Source organism: Paucibacter hankyongi, assembly GCF_037482915.1.
In the GTDB taxonomy this organism is placed as follows: Bacteria; Pseudomonadota; Gammaproteobacteria; order Burkholderiales; family Burkholderiaceae_C; genus Paucibacter_A; species Paucibacter_A hankyongi.
On sequence record NZ_JBBHJX010000005.1, the window covers coordinates 197,094 to 212,313 of the forward strand.

The 15,220-nt window shown below is 63.9% G+C and carries 14 protein-coding genes and 1 tRNA gene; 9 read left to right on the forward strand and 6 right to left on the reverse strand.

What is annotated here, in order from left to right; all coding sequences use genetic code 11:
• Positions 1-19 precede the first annotated feature (19 nt).
• Complete coding sequence (queC, locus tag WG899_RS10450; protein ID WP_339595579.1) at positions 20-757, forward strand: 7-cyano-7-deazaguanine synthase QueC; 738 nt, start codon at positions 20-22, stop codon at positions 755-757.
• The gene (locus tag WG899_RS10455; RefSeq protein WP_339595580.1) at positions 750-1,295 is read left to right on the forward strand and encodes a LemA family protein; all 546 of its coding nucleotides are present in this window, start codon (positions 750-752) and stop codon (positions 1,293-1,295) included. Before queC ends, WG899_RS10455 begins: the two co-directional genes overlap by 8 nt.
• Positions 1,296-1,314: 19 nt before the next feature.
• Here WG899_RS10455 and WG899_RS10460 read toward each other — a convergent pair whose 3' ends face one another.
• Positions 1,315-1,737 carry a BLUF domain-containing protein gene (locus WG899_RS10460; protein ID WP_339595581.1) on the reverse strand — a complete coding sequence of 141 codons (423 nt, stop codon included), beginning with the start codon at positions 1,735-1,737 and terminating at the stop codon, positions 1,315-1,317.
• 29 nt (positions 1,738-1,766) lie between these two features.
• On the reverse strand, positions 1,767-2,492 hold the full coding sequence (gene folE, locus WG899_RS10465) for a GTP cyclohydrolase I (protein WP_339595582.1): 726 nt from the start codon (positions 2,490-2,492) through the stop codon (positions 1,767-1,769).
• A gap of 153 nt (positions 2,493-2,645) precedes the next feature.
• On the opposite strand from folE, the gene rsmB reads away from it, so the two are divergent.
• The 6 genes from rsmB to WG899_RS10495 all read left to right on the forward strand — a co-directional run bounded on the left by rsmB (position 2,646) and on the right by WG899_RS10495 (position 8,187).
• Positions 2,646-3,965, forward strand: coding sequence for a 16S rRNA (cytosine(967)-C(5))-methyltransferase RsmB (rsmB, locus tag WG899_RS10470; protein ID WP_444718838.1), 1,320 nt, complete (start codon positions 2,646-2,648; stop codon positions 3,963-3,965).
• A gap of 173 nt (positions 3,966-4,138) precedes the next feature.
• Entirely contained in the window at positions 4,139-4,732 is a 594-nt protein-coding gene (locus tag WG899_RS10475) for a DUF4390 domain-containing protein (protein WP_339595584.1), read from the forward strand.
• A 10-nt stretch (positions 4,733-4,742) separates the two neighbouring features.
• Positions 4,743-7,016 (forward strand): sensor histidine kinase, encoded by a 2,274-nt coding sequence (locus tag WG899_RS10480; protein WP_339595585.1) that lies wholly within the window; start codon positions 4,743-4,745, stop codon positions 7,014-7,016.
• Between the two features lie 11 nt (positions 7,017-7,027).
• The gene (locus WG899_RS10485) at positions 7,028-7,726 is read left to right on the forward strand and encodes a response regulator (RefSeq protein WP_339595586.1); all 699 of its coding nucleotides are present in this window, start codon (positions 7,028-7,030) and stop codon (positions 7,724-7,726) included.
• A 71-nt stretch (positions 7,727-7,797) separates the two neighbouring features.
• Positions 7,798-7,873, forward strand: a tRNA-Phe gene (locus WG899_RS10490).
• A gap of 113 nt (positions 7,874-7,986) precedes the next feature.
• On the forward strand, positions 7,987-8,187 hold the full coding sequence (locus WG899_RS10495; protein WP_339595587.1) for an oxidoreductase-like domain-containing protein: 201 nt from the start codon (positions 7,987-7,989) through the stop codon (positions 8,185-8,187).
• A 28-nt stretch (positions 8,188-8,215) separates the two neighbouring features.
• On the opposite strand, the gene eutC is transcribed toward WG899_RS10495, so the two are convergent.
• Genes eutC through WG899_RS10510 form a run of 3 tightly spaced genes read right to left on the reverse strand, consistent with a single transcriptional unit; the run spans position 8,216 to position 10,852 of the window.
• Positions 8,216-8,983 (reverse strand): ethanolamine ammonia-lyase subunit EutC, encoded by a 768-nt coding sequence (eutC, locus tag WG899_RS10500; RefSeq protein ID WP_339595588.1) that lies wholly within the window; start codon positions 8,981-8,983, stop codon positions 8,216-8,218.
• A complete protein-coding gene (locus WG899_RS10505) occupies positions 8,980-10,374 on the reverse strand; it encodes an ethanolamine ammonia-lyase subunit EutB (protein ID WP_339595589.1) in 1,395 nt (464 codons plus the stop codon). Before WG899_RS10505 ends, eutC begins: the two co-directional genes overlap by 4 nt.
• A gap of 31 nt (positions 10,375-10,405) precedes the next feature.
• On the reverse strand, positions 10,406-10,852 hold the full coding sequence (locus WG899_RS10510; RefSeq protein ID WP_339595590.1) for a lactoylglutathione lyase: 447 nt from the start codon (positions 10,850-10,852) through the stop codon (positions 10,406-10,408).
• A gap of 218 nt (positions 10,853-11,070) precedes the next feature.
• Here WG899_RS10510 and WG899_RS10515 point away from each other — a divergent pair, with 218 nt between their 5' ends.
• On the forward strand, positions 11,071-13,887 hold the full coding sequence (locus tag WG899_RS10515) for a hybrid sensor histidine kinase/response regulator (protein ID WP_339595591.1): 2,817 nt from the start codon (positions 11,071-11,073) through the stop codon (positions 13,885-13,887).
• Here WG899_RS10515 and WG899_RS10520 read toward each other — a convergent pair.
• Positions 13,884-15,083: an acyltransferase family protein gene (locus tag WG899_RS10520; RefSeq protein WP_339595592.1), complete on the reverse strand. Its 1,200-nt coding sequence runs from the start codon at positions 15,081-15,083 to the stop codon at positions 13,884-13,886. The two genes, WG899_RS10515 and WG899_RS10520, sit on opposite strands and share 4 nt — an antisense overlap.
• Positions 15,084-15,220 lie beyond the last annotated feature (137 nt).

The following is a 15,220-nucleotide window of genomic DNA, read 5'->3' on the forward strand; positions in this document are numbered from 1 at the left end:
TGTCTTTGGAATGTCCCTCATGAGTACTGTTGTTCCGCAAGCCAATCAGGCCCGCAAGGCGCTGGTCTTATTCTCTGGAGGTCAGGACTCCACGGCCTGCCTTGCCTGGGCGCTGGAGCGTTATGCCGAGGTTGAAACGCTGGGCTTTGACTATGGCCAACGCCACCGCATCGAACTCGATTGCCGGCAGACGGTGCGTGCCGAGTTGTGCGCCCGCTTCCCCGCCTGGGCCGCCAAGCTGGGCGAGGACCATGTGCTGGACTTGAATCTGCTCGGGCAGATTTCGTCCACCGCCTTGACCGAAAACCGCGCCATCGAGATGCAGGCGAACGGCCTGCCCAATACCTTTGTCCCGGGGCGCAATCTGCTGTTCCTGACCTTTGCCGCCACGCTGGCTTATCGGCGTGGCGCCTCGGTGCTGGTGGGCGGCATGTGCGAGACCGATTTTTCGGGTTACCCGGACTGCCGCGACAACACGCTCAAGGCGCTGCAGGTGGCGTTGAGCCTGGGGCTGGACAGTCCGATGACGCTGGAAACTCCCTTGATGTTCATCACCAAGGCGCAGACCTGGGCGCTGACGGCGCAACTCGGCGGTGCGGCGCTGAATGACTTGATCATTGAGCACACCCACACCTGTTACTTGGGCGAGCGCAGCCTGCGCCACGCCTGGGGCTATGGCTGCGGCACATGCCCGGCCTGCGAGTTACGGGCGCGTGGTTACCTTGAGTTTGAGCAGCAGCGGGACGGCCATGTTTGAGTTCAGCTGGTTGGGTTGGGGCATGCTGGCCTTGCTGGGCTTCTGGTGCATCGGTGCCTATAACCGGCTGATGAGCCTGCGCAATGCGATCGCGGCCGCCTATGCGCAACTCGATGAACATCTGAGCGCGCGCGCCAGCACCTGCGCCAAGTTGTTGGCCTTGTTGCGCCCCTTGCTGAGCAATGAGCAAGCCACTTTTGACGCGCTGGAGACGGCGCAGGCCGAATCGCAGGCCGCCGCGCAGGCGGTGCGGGCGCGCCCTTATGCGGGTGACCCGGTGGCCAGCCTGGGTGTGGCCAGCGCGGTGCATGCCGCGGCGCTGACGCGCCTGATGTCGCTGCTGGATCACCACGCGGAGCTGCGCGAACACGCCGAGCTGTTCGCGCTGGTCGATGAGCTGAAGATGATTGAGCGCCAGCGCAGCTTCACTCGCCAGGTGTTCAATCAGGCGGTGAGCCGCTTCAATGAGGCAATCACGCAGTTTCCGACCCGCATCCTGGCCAGCGTTTACGGCTTCAGGGAGGCGCGCTCGCTGTGAGTCGGCGCCGTCTGCGGGCTCAGCTGCAGACGATGGCGCCCGAGCTGACCAGTTCGTGGAACAAGGCCATCAGCGAACGGCCGCTCATGCGGTAGGGGTCGAGGCGGCCGGTTTCGGAATACTTCAAGAGCAGGCCGGGGTTGAGTCGGTGCAGATTGACCTGCCCCATCGACCAGCCGGCGAAATTGCGCTCGCCCACTTCTTCATAGCTGAGCAGGATCACGTCGCGGTGGCGGGCGTCGCTGAGGATTTGCTTGTAGCGCGCATTGATGGCGTCGCGACCGCCCTCTAGCACCTGCATGAAGATGCCGTCGGTGTAGCAAAGCAGGCCGGTGATGCCCTCGGCCGGGTTGTGCTCGCGCGACTGCTTGAGGATCAGGCTGAGGTCCTGCTCCGTCATGGCGTCTTTGGCGCGGCTGGCGTACATCAGGCGGACAAGCATGGCAATTTCCTTTTTTGGATGCGCAAATCTTAGGGCTTGATCAGCGACAGGAATTCGCGCCGCAGGTTCGAGTCCTTCAGGAAGGCGCCGCGCATCACGCTATTGGTCATCTTCGATTCGTTGTCTTTCACGCCGCGCCAGTGCATGCAGAAGTGGTCGGCCTCCATCACGATGGCCAAACCGTCCGGCTGCACGCGTTCCTGCAATTCGTTGGCCAGCATGGTGACCGCCTCTTCCTGGATCTGTGGGCGGCTCATGATCCAGTCGCAGATGCGCGCGTATTTGGACAGGCCGATCAGGTTCGAGTGCTCGTTCGGCAGCAGCCCGATCCAGACCTTGCCCATGATCGGGCAGAGGTGGTGCGAGCAGGCGCTGCGCACGGTGATGGGGCCGACGATCATCAGCTCGTTCAAGCGCGTCACGTTGGGGAATTCGGTGACTGCCGGCATCGGCTGGTAGCGGCCCTTGAAAATCTCCTGCACAAACATCTTGGCCACGCGCTTGGCGGTGTCCTGGGTGTTGTGGTCGCTGTCGGTGTCGATCACCAGGGCGCGCAGCACGCCTTGCATCTGCGCCTGTACCTCGGCCTGCAACTGTGCCAACTCGCCGTCTTCGATGAAGGCGGAAATATTGTCATTGGCATGGTGGCGGCAGCCGGCGCTGACCAGGCGGTAGCGCACGCGCTCGGAGGCGGGCAGGGCGGCCAGTTCGGCGGCGCTCAGGGTGACGGTCGGTTGGGATGAATCGCCGGGCATGGGTCTTCTCTTTTTGGCAAGAACCGCGCCATTGTGTCTGCTTTGCAAAGACTTCGCTGCGGCGGGTCTTGCCCTGGTTTGGCGACTGGGCTGACCTACACTGACCGCGTGACACAGAATACTCCCCCACTTTCCCCGCCGCTGCAGCGCCTGATGCTGCAGGTGGCCGACGCCGTTCAGGCGGTGCGCGCCGGCCGTTCGCTGACCGAAGTGCTGGGGCGTTGCCCGGCTGACCTGCGCCCGGCCACCCAGTCGCTGAGCTTTTATGTGCTGCGTCAACTGGGCGCCGCCGAGGCCGCGCGGCAATTGCTAGCCCCGAAGGCGCCTCCGCCCAAGGTGGAACCTTTGCTTCTGAGCGCGCTGGCGTTGCTTTGGCCCACCGGGCAGGAGCGTCCTTATGCCGACCACACGGTGGTGGATCAGGTGGTCAGTGCGGTGCGCAAGCGCACGCCGGCCAGCGCCGGATTTGTGAATGCGGTGTTGCGCCGCTTCCTGCGCGAGCGCGAGGCCATTGCGCAAGGCCTGGCGACGAATCCGCAGGCGACCTTCAATCACCCGGCGTGGTGGATTGCGCAGGTGCAAGCCGATTGGCCCGATGACTGGCAGGCCATCCTGAAGGCCAATAACGAGCATCCGCCGATGACATTGCGCGTCAATGCGCGCCGCGCCGCGCCCGAGGCCGCTACCGCGGTTTACCTGGCACGTTTGACGGCGGCCGGCATTGCGGCCCGGCCTGTCGGCCCCTTGGCGCCGCAAGCGCTGGTGTTGGAGCGAGCGGTGCCGGTGCATGTGTTGCCCGGCTTTGCCGAGGGCGATGTGTCGGTGCAAGACGCGGCGGCGCAATTGGCGGGCCCCCTGGTGCAGGGCTCGCAACCGGGCTTGGCGGCCTTGCCGGCCGGTGCCCGGGTGCTGGACGCTTGCTCGGCGCCCGGCGGCAAGACCGCGCATATGCTGGAGTTGGCCGATCTGGATGTGCTGGCGCTGGACAGTGACGCATCCCGGCTGGAGCGGGTGCAAGACAATTTGAAGCGGCTGGGGCTGCAGGCCTCGAGCCGCGCGATGGATGCCCGCAACACCGCCGACTGGTGGGATGGCCGGCCGTTTGACGCCATTTTGTTGGACGCGCCGTGCAGCGCCTCGGGCATCGTGCGCCGCCACCCGGATGTGCGCTGGTTGCGCCGGCCGGGCGATATTGCCAACTTGGCGACCATTCAGGCCGAACTGCTGGACGCCTTGTGGCCGACGCTGAAGCCGGGCGGGCGTCTCGTTTACGCCACTTGTTCGATCTTCAAAGCCGAGGGGCAGGCGCAAATCGACGCATTTTTGCAACGCCAAGCAGGGGCAGAGCAACTGGATGTGGCGGGTGTCACTGGCCACCTGCTTCCCCTCACTCACAATGGCATCGCAAGCGCGGCGGACCAGCCTTCCGTGGTGGACGGTTTTTATTACGCCCTGCTGCGCAAAGCTTCCTAAGCCGCTTCGTCCCTTCCAAGTCCAATAACTCGGAGAGCGAGCGTCAGGCTCTGATTGCTTTTTTGATAGCCTTGCGCCCGTTCAACCTCTCGCCCTCGCTGACTTTGACTTCGCCCTTCGTTCCTGTTGCAAGCCTTGTCCGCCCATCGCCATGGGGCGGGGCAATTGAGCGTTTGTCTTGCCGGCTTGTGCAGGGGCTGGCTTTGCTGCTGCTGAGTGTGCTGATGCTGGTGCTGCCGGTCGGCACGGCGCGTGCCGAGGGGGTGGAACTGAATCAGGTCAGCAGCGCGCGGGTTGAAGAGGGGCTGGAGCTCAGCTTCAGCACCCGCTTTGAGCTGCCGCGGGCAGCCGAAGAGGCGTTGATGAAGGGCGTGCCGATTTATTTCGTCGCCGAGGCGGCGGTGCTGCGCAACCGTTGGTACTGGCGTGATGCCCGTGCTGCGCGGGTCAGCCGCACCTGGCGTCTGGCCTGGCAGCCGCTGACCCGGCAGTTCAAGGTCAGCACCGGCGGCTTGAACCAGAGCTATGCCAGCCTGGCCGAGGCCTTGGTGGCCTTGCGCGGTGTGTCCGGCTGGCGCATTGCCGAGCCCAAGGACATCGAGGACGAGGGGCGTTACTACGTCGAATTCAGCTACCGCCTGGACACCAGCCAACTGCCTCGCCCGATGCAGATCGGCTTGGGCTCGCCGCAGGGCTGGGGGCTCAACCTCGAGCGCAATCTGAGCCTGAACCCTGACTTCAGCATCCGCGGCGCAGGCGGCCAGTGAGCCCAGCCCCATGAGCAAAAGGGCGCGCTGGGCTTGGGTGATCTCGATGGTGATCGTCACCGGCGTGTGTGGCGTGCTGGCTTTTTTGTTGTCGATTGGCGCGACCTCGGAGCGCGGTTTCTTCGAGCGCCACTACGTCTGGTTGTTCTGGCTCAATGCGGCGGTGGCCAGCTTGTTGGTGCTGGTGATTGGCGCAGCGGCCGTGCGCCTGACCCTGCGGGTGCGCCGGGGTAAGTTTGGCAGCCAGCTATTGCTGAAGCTAGCCGGTATTTTTGCCCTGGTCGGGGTGGTGCCCGGCGTGCTGATCTACGGCGTCTCTTATCAATTCGTCAATCGCAGCATTGAGAGCTGGTTTGATGTACGACTGGCCAGTGCGCTGGAAGCCGGCTTGAACCTGGGACGCGGCACCTTGGTCGGCCTGGAAACCGACCTGGCCAGCAAGACGCAGGGCGCGGCCGTGCGTTTGTCCGAGGGCAGTGGCATGCCGCAGCCGCTGGCGCTGGAGCGTGTGCGCGAACAACTGGGGGCGCGCACCGTGGCCCTGGTGAACGGCCATGGTCAGATCCTGATGTCTTCCGGCGGCGACACCAGCTCGCTGCTCACTGATCGCCCCAGCGATGCGATGCTGCGTTTGGCACGCAACGCCAATGTGGCTAGCCAGTTGGAAGGCCTGGAGGATGAGGCGCTGGCCTTGCAGGGGCAGGCGCGAATCCGCGCATTGGCCCTGCTGCCCAATACCGAGCTGCGCTTGAGCAGCAGCGGCGTGGGAGAACGTTTTCTGATGGTGGTGCAGCGTGTGCCGCGGACCGTGCTGGCGAATGCCCTGGCCGTGCAGGCGGCCAGCAGCGAGTACCAGCAGCGTGCGCTGGAGCGTGACGGCCTGCGCCGCATGTATCTGGGGACGCTGACCTTGGTGCTGATCCTGGCCGTGTTTGCCGCGCTCTTGCTGGCGGTGACGCTGGGCAATCAATTGGCGCGGCCGCTGCTGCTGTTGGCCGACGGCGTGCGCCAGGTGGCGCAGGGCGACCTGAGTCGCAAGCCCATGCTCAGCTCGCGGGATGAATTGGGTGGCCTGACCCGCTCCTTTGCCGACATGACCGAGCAGCTCTCCGACGCCCGCGCGATGGTCGAGCGCAGCGTGGCGGAGCTTGAAAGCGCCCGCACCCATCTGCAAACCATTCTGGACAACCTGACCGCCGGCGTGATCGTGTTTGACGCGCAGCAGCGGGTCGATACCGTCAATCCGGGAGCGACCCGCATCCTGCGTTTGCCGCCAACCACCTTCCAGGGGCGGCGACTCAATGAAGTGCCGGAGTTGCAGGCGTTTGCGGATGAGATCGGGCTGCGCTTTGAACAGCACAGCCCGGCCAATTCGGCCAGCGGTGAGAGTGACCACTGGCAAGACGCTTTCGAATTGAAGCTGGACAGCGGTGGAGACGTGCTGACCCTGCTGGTACGCGGCGCGCCGCTGCCGCATGGCGCCCGCCTGATGGTGTTTGACGACATCTCCGAGGTGGTGTCGGCCCAGCGTTCTGCGGCCTGGAGCGAGGTGGCCCGGCGTCTCGCGCATGAGATCAAGAACCCGCTGACGCCGATACAGCTCTCGGCCGAACGTCTGCAGCACAAGCTGGAGGCCAAGCTCGAAGGCACGGACCAAGCGATGCTGGTGCGCTCGGTGGCCACCATCGTCAACCAAGTGCAGTCGATGAAGCAGTTGGTCAATGAGTTTCGCGATTACGCACGGCTGCCTTCGGCGCAGCTCAAGCCGCTGGACCTGAATGCGCTGGTCAGCGAGGTGCTAACGCTCTATTCAGAGGCCCAGGAGGCCGGGCGCTTGCATGCGGAATTGGCGGAAGATGCCCAGCGCATCCGTGGCGACGCAACGCAATTGCGGCAAGTGATTCACAACCTGGTGCAGAACGCGCTGGATGCTGTGCAAGAGCGCGCCGACGGCCATGTGCTGGTGCGCACCCAGCAAGCGCTCAACGAAAGTGGCGAGCCGAGCTCTTTGCGCTTGCAAATCATCGACAATGGCGCTGGCTTCGCCGAGAAGGTGTTGAAACGCGCCTTCGAGCCCTACGTCACGACCAAGACCAAGGGCACCGGCCTGGGCTTGGCCGTGGTCAAGAAAATAGCCGACGAACATGGTGCGCGCATCCGTCTGATTAATCTGCATGCGGGGGGCGATGAGACCCAAGCGGTGGTGGGTGCGCAAGTTTCGTTATCATTTTCAAAACTCGCGACTGCAGCGGCCGAGCCGGGCACTGCAGTCAAGCCGGCGTGAACTAGGACTCCATGGCAACAATTCTTGTAGTTGACGACGAACTGGGCATTCGGGCTCTCTTGTCGGAAATCCTCAGCGATGAGGGGCACACGATCGAACTGGCAGAAAACGCCGCCCAGGCGCGCGCCGTGCGCGAGCGCATGCGCCCGGACTTGGTGTTGCTGGACATTTGGATGCCCGATGTCGACGGCATCACCCTGTTGAAAGAATGGGGCGGCGCGGGCCTGCTGACCATGCCAGTCATCATGATGAGCGGCCACGGCACCATCGACACGGCGGTCGAGGCCACCAAGTTCGGCGCCATCGCCTTCCTGGAAAAGCCCATCACTCTGCAAAAGTTGCTGCGCGCGGTGGAGCAGTCCCTGGTCAAAACCGCGCCGCGCCCCGCGCCGCCGGTCGGCCAGCAACCCATCAGCTACATCCGCCCCGAGGCGCCGGTGCAGTACTCGTCGGCGCCCAGCATGGGCATGCTGCCGCAGTCGGTGCAACCCGTGTCCATGGGCCTGGCCTCTGAGCAAAGCTTCGAGCTGGACCGCCCTTTGCGTGAAGCGCGCGACGCTTTCGAGAAGAGCTATTTCGAGTTCCATCTGGCCAAAGAGAACGGCTCGATGACCCGCGTGGCCGAGAAAACCGGCCTCGAGCGCACCCACCTGTATCGCAAGCTCAAACAATTAGGTGTGGATCTCAGCAGAAATAAGCGCGGCAACTAAAAATGGTGCTATAGTCATGGTCTTCGCTGATTTGAAACAGATTTCTGAGACGAGTCAGCAAGTTAAAAGATGGCCTGGTAGCTCAGTTGGTAGAGCAGCGGATTGAAAATCCGCGTGTCGGTGGTTCGATTCCGCCCCAGGCCACCAGAATAGAGATTTCAACGCTGACAATGAGTTAGCGGCGAAGTCAAAGCAGAAAGCGGCCCCTCAAAAAGGCCGCTTTTTTGTTTTTCTGACGATTTCTCTGACACTGCTTGCCGATGGAAAGCCCATTTGACCCGGCCCAGCAGGCCGCTGATGTTGACCCCAAGCCCGAGCCGCCGCATCAGCCCGATCTGGATGCCTGCTGCGGCAATGGCTGCGACCCTTGCATCTTTGATCTGCATGATCTGGCGATGGATCAATACCGGCAGCAACTGCGCGCATGGACGGCGCGGCAGTCGGGTGGCTCGCAAAGCTAAGGGCTGAATGAAGAAGGCGCTGAGCTAACTATTCGCTCAGCAGCGCCCGTTCGCTGTCGTCCTTCAAGGCCACGCCGCTGAGTTGGCGCCGCAGCGATTCACGCAAGAGCCAGGCGATGCGTTTGGCGGCGACAGGCAAGGGCAGGCCTTCGGGGCGGATATTGCTGACGCAGTTGCGCTCGGCGTCATTGCGCCCCACTTGCGGGGCAAAGGTCAGGTAGGCGCCCAGGCTGTCCGGGGAACTCAGGCCCGGGCGCTCACCCAAGAGCATCAGCACCGCGCGTGCATTCAGCAGGGCGCCGATGTCATCGCCCAGCGCCACTCTCGCCTGGGTGGCGATGATGATGTGGGGTGCCAGGCTGAGCGCGTCGCCCGCCAACTCATGGCGCAGCAAGCCCAGCAGAGGCAGACCGTGACGCTGGCAGGCGATGGCCGATAGGCCATCGGCCAGGACGATGACTAAATCGACTGCCGGCCCCGCAGCCGCGCGCAATCTCTCGGCGGAGGCCGCGTTGAGCCGCCGACCCAGATCGGGGCGGCGCAAATAGACCTCGCGCTCGGTGCAGCGGCTTTGAACGCTCACAGAGCTCAGGCCTTGATCTGTCATCAACTCTGCAGCGAGTGCATCGACATCCAGCGGCAGCAAGACCGCATCGCGCGCCTGCGCATGGGCGGCGCCAAAGTCCAGCAACTCGCGGGTGGGCAAGCTGGTGCCGGCGCGGCCAATACCGATGCGCGCTGGCGTGTGGCTGCGCAAGGCGGCCCAGCGGTCGGGGGCAATATCTTGCTCGCTCATGGCATGCCGCCAATCCTGGCCATGAGAGAGTCAGTCAGCAGAGCGGGGCCAGGTCTTGCCGGCAAGAGCGCGCCGCCCGCATCGGTGATGCCCATGGCTTGCAGCCATGCTTCAAACTCGGGCGCGCGCTTCAAGCCGAGCAGCTTGCGGGCGAACAAAGCATCGTGAAAAGACGTGCTTTGGTAGTTCAGCATCACATCATCGGCACCCGGCACACCCATCATGAAGTTCAGGCCGGCGCTGGCCAAGAGCACCAAGAGCGAGTCCATATCGTCTTGGTCGGCCTCGGCATGGTTGGTGTAGCAGATGTCGCAGCCCATCGGCAGGCCCAGCAGCTTGCCGCAGAAATGGTCTTCCAGCCCGGCGCGGATGATTTGCTTGCCGTCGTACAAATACTCCGGCCCGATGAAGCCCACCACCGTGTTGACCAGCAGCGGTTGGTAGCGCCGCGCCACCGCATAGGCGCGCGCCTCCATGGTCTGTTGATCGACCCCGTGGTGCGCGTTGGCTGAGAGCGCGCTGCCTTGGCCGGTCTCGAAGTACATCACGTGTTCATGGCCGCGCCGCAGCGAGAGCGCCGCCGCATGCGCTTCGTCCAGTAACGCCAGGTCGATGCCGAAACTGCGATTGGCGGCCTCGCTGCCGGCAATTGACTGGAACACCAGATCCACCGGCGCGCCTTGTTCGATGGCTTGCAGGGTGTTGCTGACATGGGTCAGCACACAGCTTTGCGTGGGGATCTGGTGGCGCTGGATCAAGTCGTCCAGCAGATGCAGCAGGCGCATCATGGCGGGCACGTTGTCGGCCGCCGGGTTGATGCCGATGACGGCATCGCCGGCGCCGTACATCAGGCCGTCGAGGATGCTGGCGACGATGCCGGCCGGGCTGTCGGTCGGGTGGTTTGGTTGCAGGCGCACCGCCAGATGGCCGGGCAGGCCCAAGGTGGAGCGAAATCGGGTGACGACGCGGCAGCGGCTCGCCACCAGCATCAGGTCTTGGTTGCGCATCAGTTTGCTGACGGCGGCCACCATCTCAGGCGTGAGCCCCGGCGCCAGCGCGCTCAAGGCGGCCGGGTTTGTCGCGTCGGACAAGAGCCAGTTGCGGAAGTCGCCCACGCTCAAATGCGCCACCGGCGCAAAGGCGTTTGCGCGGTGACTGTCCAGAATCAAGCGCGTGATCTGATCCGTCTCGTAGGGCACCACCGCTTCGTTCAGGAAGTGGCGCAGCGGCAGTTCCGCCAAGGCGCGGCGGGCCGCCACACGCTCTTGCGCACTCTCGGCCGCCAGACCGGCTAACTGATCGCCCGAGCGGGCCGGGCTGGCCTTGGCCAAGAGCTCGGCCAGACTGCTGAAGGCATAGCTTTGCGCGCCGACGCTGGCGTGAAAACCCATGGTGATGCTTCCTGCCCGACCGAGCTGGTGTTTACCAGCCGCCGATATTGGGCATCGAGATCCAAGGCTCGGCCGGGGCCAGGGCCGGGCCGTCTTGCAGCAATTCGACCGAGATCAGGTCGGGCGAGCGGACAAACGCCATGCGGCCATCGCGCGGCGGGCGCACCACCACCACGCCATGGTCCAACAAGCGCTGGCAGGCGGCGTAGATGTCGGGCACGGCAAAGGCCAGGTGGCCAAAATTGCGGCCGCCTGTGTAGACCTCGCCTTGGCCGTCGGCGTCGGGCCAGTTGTAGGTCAGCTCCACCTGGGGCTGGTACTTGCCGGCCTCATCGCCAGGGGCGGCCAAATAGACCAGGGTGAAGCGGCCGGCTTCATGCTCGCTGCGGCGCACCTCGTGCATGCCGAGGGCGTCGCGGTAGAACTTGAGCGAGGCGTCGAGGTCGGTGACGCGCACCATGGTATGCAGGTATTTCATGTCTGTTGCTTTCTGATCGCTGGGGAGGCCGGCTTGGGCGCGGCGTGCCGACAAGCATATCGGCATCGCCCCAGCTTTGCGGTGACACTGGGAAAACTGCGCAACAATGCAAGGGCTCTGATCTTTGTGTCAGTTCCCATCTTTTGCTCGCCGCCCCATGTGCTCGAAGAAAGCCTTGCTCGTCGTTGCAGTTGTCGCCCTGTGGGTCGTTCTTCCCCATGGGCGCTGATCCCTTGGGCGCCTTGGCCAAGCCGGAGACTCAAGCCGAGCCATCGGCGGTCGAGCTTGCTGGTTCGGCTCAAGAAGTTCAGGGTTTGCAAGCGGCCGTTGCCGAGGCCGACGGCGCTTTGCAAAAAATAGGCGCATCCACCCTCGTGGCAGCCTGTCTGGTGGCGCTGCTGGCCAACGTCTTGTTGTTGCTGCTTGGCCTGCCGAGGCTGTTGAGTGGCGAAGCGCCCTGGATGCAGAGTGCCATGCCCTTGCTCAATGGGGTGGTGTTCGGCATCCTCTTTGTCCGCTTACGCGGCGCTGCGCGACGCAAACCCAAAGATGCGGCGCTGGTGGTCGGCTTGATGAATCTGATGTTGGGCCTGGCGGCGCTGGGCAATGGCGTATTGCCCTTGTTGCTGTGCACGTCCGCCATTTTGTTGAGTTATGTGGTTTTGCCGATCAAGCAGGCCAGGCTTTGGTCGATGGTTCCTTTGGCCTTGATCGTGGCGGTGTTTTGGCGTGGGCAACTGGAATTCGCCATGATGCTGCGCTTGTTTGTGGCCTGCGTCGCCACTGCGATCATGTTGGACTATCTGATGCGCAGCTTCGCATTGGTTCAGCGCACCTTTACAAACGCCTCAGTCTCCTTGCAGCGCTTGACCCAGGTGTTGGAGCAGGACAATCTGAGTCTGCAAGAGCGCACCCGCCAGGCCCAGGAGGCCAGCCAAGCGAAGTCCAGCTTCGTGGCCAATATGAGCCATGAGATCCGCACGCCGATGAATGCCATTCTGGGCATGCTGGCCCTGTTGCGCCGCACCGAGCTGAGTGCCAAGCAGGCTGACTATGCGGCCAAGACCGAAGGTGCGGCGAGGGCCTTGCTGGGGCTGCTGAATGATGTGCTCGACTTCTCCAAAGTCGAGGCCGGCAAGATGAGCCTGGACCCGCACCCGTTCAGCCTTGATCTGATGCTGCGCCAATTGGCGGTGATCCTGAGCGCCAACCGCGGCGACAAGCCGGTGCGCTTGCTGTATGACATCGCTCCGGATTTGCCCGAACAAGTGATCGGCGATGCCCTGCGTTTGCAGCAAGTGTTGATCAATCTGACCGGCAACGCCATCAAGTTCACCGCACAAGGCGAGGTCAGGCTGGCTATTCGCCTTCATCGGTCGGGCACCGATAACGTCGAGCTTGAATTCGAGGTGCGTGACACCGGCATTGGCATCGCGCCCGAGAACCAGAGCCGGATTTTCGAAGGCTTCACCCAGGCAGAGAGTTCCACCACTCGCAGCTTCGGCGGCACCGGCCTGGGCCTGTCCATCAGCCAGCGTTTGCTGACGCTGATGGGCGCGCAATTGCGCATCGACAGCGAAGTTGGGCGCGGCAGCAGTTTTTCGTTCCGCCTCGTTCTGCCGGTGGATGCAGCCGTATCGGCTGGCAATACCACCCCGGTGGACATGGAGGGCCTGCGCCTGATGATCGTCAGCCGCCATGCCGGCACGCGTGACGTGCTGGCGAACTACGGCCGAGCACTTGGCGCCCAGCTCATGCTGGCCGAAGGCGCCGAGCAGGCCTTGCAGCTGATGAGCGCGGGCGGTTTGGCCGGCCCAGGGCCGCGACTGGTGCTGTTGGACTGGCAACTGCCGCCGGCGAACCAAGTGCCGCAAGACCTGACCCTGTGCCGGCAGATGCGTGCGGCCGGCCTGGACGCTGAGGTGGCGGTGCTCGGCTTGCTGGGCCGGGCCGACCAAGCGCAAGCCGGTCTGGATGAGCTGAGCGCTACCGTGCTGGCACCAATCACGGCGTCGATACTGTCTGAGGCAATTCAAGCTGCCTGCTTCAAGCCATGTGCTGCCGGACCGGCGGGCGGGGCTGCAGGCGCGCAGCAAGCGTCAAACGAGCAAATGCTGGCCTCCTCGGCAAGCGCGAATTCAAAGCGTCTGCAAGGCTTGCGAATCCTGTTGGCGGAAGACAATCTGCTCAATCAGCAGGTGGCCCTCGAACTGCTTGACAGTGCGGGAGCCACGGTTCGATTGGCCAATAATGGGCAGGAGGCCGTGGATCTGCTGCGGGCCGATCCCGAAGGCTTTGACCTGCTGCTCAGCGATGTACAAATGCCGGTGATGGACGGCTATGCCGCGACGAAAATCATTCGCGCCGAACTGGGCTTGAAGCGCCTGCCTATTGTGGCCATGACGGCCGGCACCCTCAGTTCCGACCGCGAGGCCTGCTTGGCGGCGGGCATGAACGAGCATGTGGGCAAGCCCTTTGATGTTGAGCGCCTCCTGCCCCTGCTGTTGAGCCTGTGCGGCAAGAGTGGCGAAGCCACGAGCACGCCGGCTGCAGCAGCCACCAAGGTCGCCGCAGCCGGCGCAGTGTCTGCCGAGGCGCAAGCTACGCCGGCGCGCAACTTCCCAACGCTGAGCCTGCCCGAGGAGCTGTGCGCGCGAGCCTTGGCCCGCGGCATCAATGCCCAGCCCGGTATCGACAGGTTTTTGGGCCGGGCGCCGCTGTATGAGAAGACGGTGCGCTCCTTTTCCGCCAAGGCCGAGACCTTGCCGGCGCAGCTGGACAGCTTCTTGGCCGCCACCCAGCTGCCGGACGCCACCCTGGCGATGCACAGTCTGAAGGGCATGGCGGCCATGGTCGGCGCCGAGGCGCTGGCTGGACGCGCCAGCGAGGGCGAGATGATGTTGCGGGCAGGCCAGGCCCCCGATGAGGCTTGGCGTCAGGCCTTTCAGCAGCAGCTGCAACTCACCGTTACGCATTTGCTGGAACTGGCGGCCGAGATCAGTGAGCTCGGTGCGGCGGATAAGCCGAAGGCTTAGGTACGCGGGCGTTCGATGCCCATGGCGCTGCGCAAGATGGGGATACGGCGTAGGCCCAGGTAGCCGGCCGCGCAAATGGCGAAGGTCAAACCTGTCAACAGCGTGCCTTCGAGCAAGGGTGTGAGTGCGAGCGGCAGCAGCAGACGCGTCAAAACGATGATGACGGGTTGGTGCAGGATGTAGACGCAGAAAATGGCTGGTGCCAAGGCTCGGCGCAATGGGTTGTCCCGGTTCAGCCATTGCCGCGCAAAGCCGCAGACCGCCACCAGGGCCCACCACTGCATGCCGCCCCACAACAGGCGCATGGCGTAGCGCAGCGTGTCGGGTGGCGGGGTGTCTGCATAGGCTTTGAAGTAAAGCATCAGCCCCGCCCAGCTGCACAGGGCTGCCGCCAAAGCCAGCCAACGCAAGCGGTGCAGGCCTAGCCACAGCTTGTCGCCGGCGCCAGCCATCAGGTAGCCGAGCAAGAACAAGCCGAGGTATTGCGCATGGGCATACCAATCCCAGACGAGGTTGTGCGTCACCTCGAATTGAACCAGCGTCAAGCGTGCCGCCATCAGCGGCAGCGCGCCCAGCAGCATCAGCAACAGGGTGGAGCCACTGCGCGCGGCGATGGCTCCGCTGCCCCAGGCCAACAGGCGCGGCGCCCAGCGCGCCAGCATCAGGGCCAGGCCTGTGTAGGCCCACAGATAGGGTAAGAACCACAGATGATTCCAGGTCGGCAGGCTGAGGCAGCGCCGGCGGCCTTCTTCGAGCCGGCAGAAGTCGGCATTGCCGCGCAGGTAGTCGGGCATGAAGTCCAGATAGCTGCCGCTGTAGCCGAATTTGGCGATCACCTCGAAGTAGGACTGCGGCGGCACGATGAGCAACATGCCGAACAGCAAGGGCCATAGCAGCCGGCCACTGCGGCGGCGAAAGAACGCGCCTGCGGGCCGTGGCTTGGCGGCCAAGGCATGCATCAGAGCGGCGCCTGAAATCAGGAATAGCAGCCCCATGCGCCAGGGCGAGCTGAGCAGCATCAGCGGCTCTATCGCCGTGCTGGCCGCCGGGCTTTTGACATGCCAGCCCCAGGTCACGTAATACATGCCGACGTGATAGACCACCAGCAGGGCGAAGGCCAGGATGCGCAGCCAGTCGAGAAAGTACAGGCGCTGATGCGCGCCTGCGGATTCGCTGCTTGAGTTTGTTGTGTTCATGCCAGCAGAATCTCCGCTGGCATGCCGCCCCACAAGTCAAATGGGGCGAGCGGGATCGCAGTCGGGGCGAGTGGGTTGGCGCCAAGTGCTTTGCGGCGGATTTTGGGCTTGTCCTTTGACTGAACTCGGCACTTTGC

Bases quoted from the DNA above. Each gene is read 5' to 3' on its own strand.
- WG899_RS10485 (WP_339595586.1), top strand. From the start codon at position 7,028: ATGGCAACAATTCTTGTAGTTGACGACGAACTGGGCATTCGGGCTCTC.
- rsmB (WP_444718838.1), top strand. From the start codon at position 2,646: ATGCTGCAGGTGGCCGACGCCGTTCAGGCGGTGCGCGCCGGCCGTTCG.
- WG899_RS10460 (WP_339595581.1), bottom strand. From the start codon at position 1,737: ATGCTTGTCCGCCTGATGTACGCCAGCCGCGCCAAAGACGCCATGACG.
- folE (WP_339595582.1), bottom strand. From the start codon at position 2,492: ATGCCCGGCGATTCATCCCAACCGACCGTCACCCTGAGCGCCGCCGAA.
- queC (WP_339595579.1), top strand. From the start codon at position 20: ATGAGTACTGTTGTTCCGCAAGCCAATCAGGCCCGCAAGGCGCTGGTC.
- WG899_RS10520 (WP_339595592.1), bottom strand. From the start codon at position 15,083: ATGAACACAACAAACTCAAGCAGCGAATCCGCAGGCGCGCATCAGCGC.
- WG899_RS10455 (WP_339595580.1), top strand. From the start codon at position 750: ATGTTTGAGTTCAGCTGGTTGGGTTGGGGCATGCTGGCCTTGCTGGGC.
- WG899_RS10495 (WP_339595587.1), top strand. From the start codon at position 7,987: ATGGAAAGCCCATTTGACCCGGCCCAGCAGGCCGCTGATGTTGACCCC.
- eutC (WP_339595588.1), bottom strand. From the start codon at position 8,983: ATGAGCGAGCAAGATATTGCCCCCGACCGCTGGGCCGCCTTGCGCAGC.
- WG899_RS10505 (WP_339595589.1), bottom strand. From the start codon at position 10,374: ATGGGTTTTCACGCCAGCGTCGGCGCGCAAAGCTATGCCTTCAGCAGT.
- WG899_RS10510 (WP_339595590.1), bottom strand. From the start codon at position 10,852: ATGAAATACCTGCATACCATGGTGCGCGTCACCGACCTCGACGCCTCG.
- WG899_RS10515 (WP_339595591.1), top strand. From the start codon at position 11,071: ATGGGCGCTGATCCCTTGGGCGCCTTGGCCAAGCCGGAGACTCAAGCC.
- WG899_RS10480 (WP_339595585.1), top strand. From the start codon at position 4,743: ATGAGCAAAAGGGCGCGCTGGGCTTGGGTGATCTCGATGGTGATCGTC.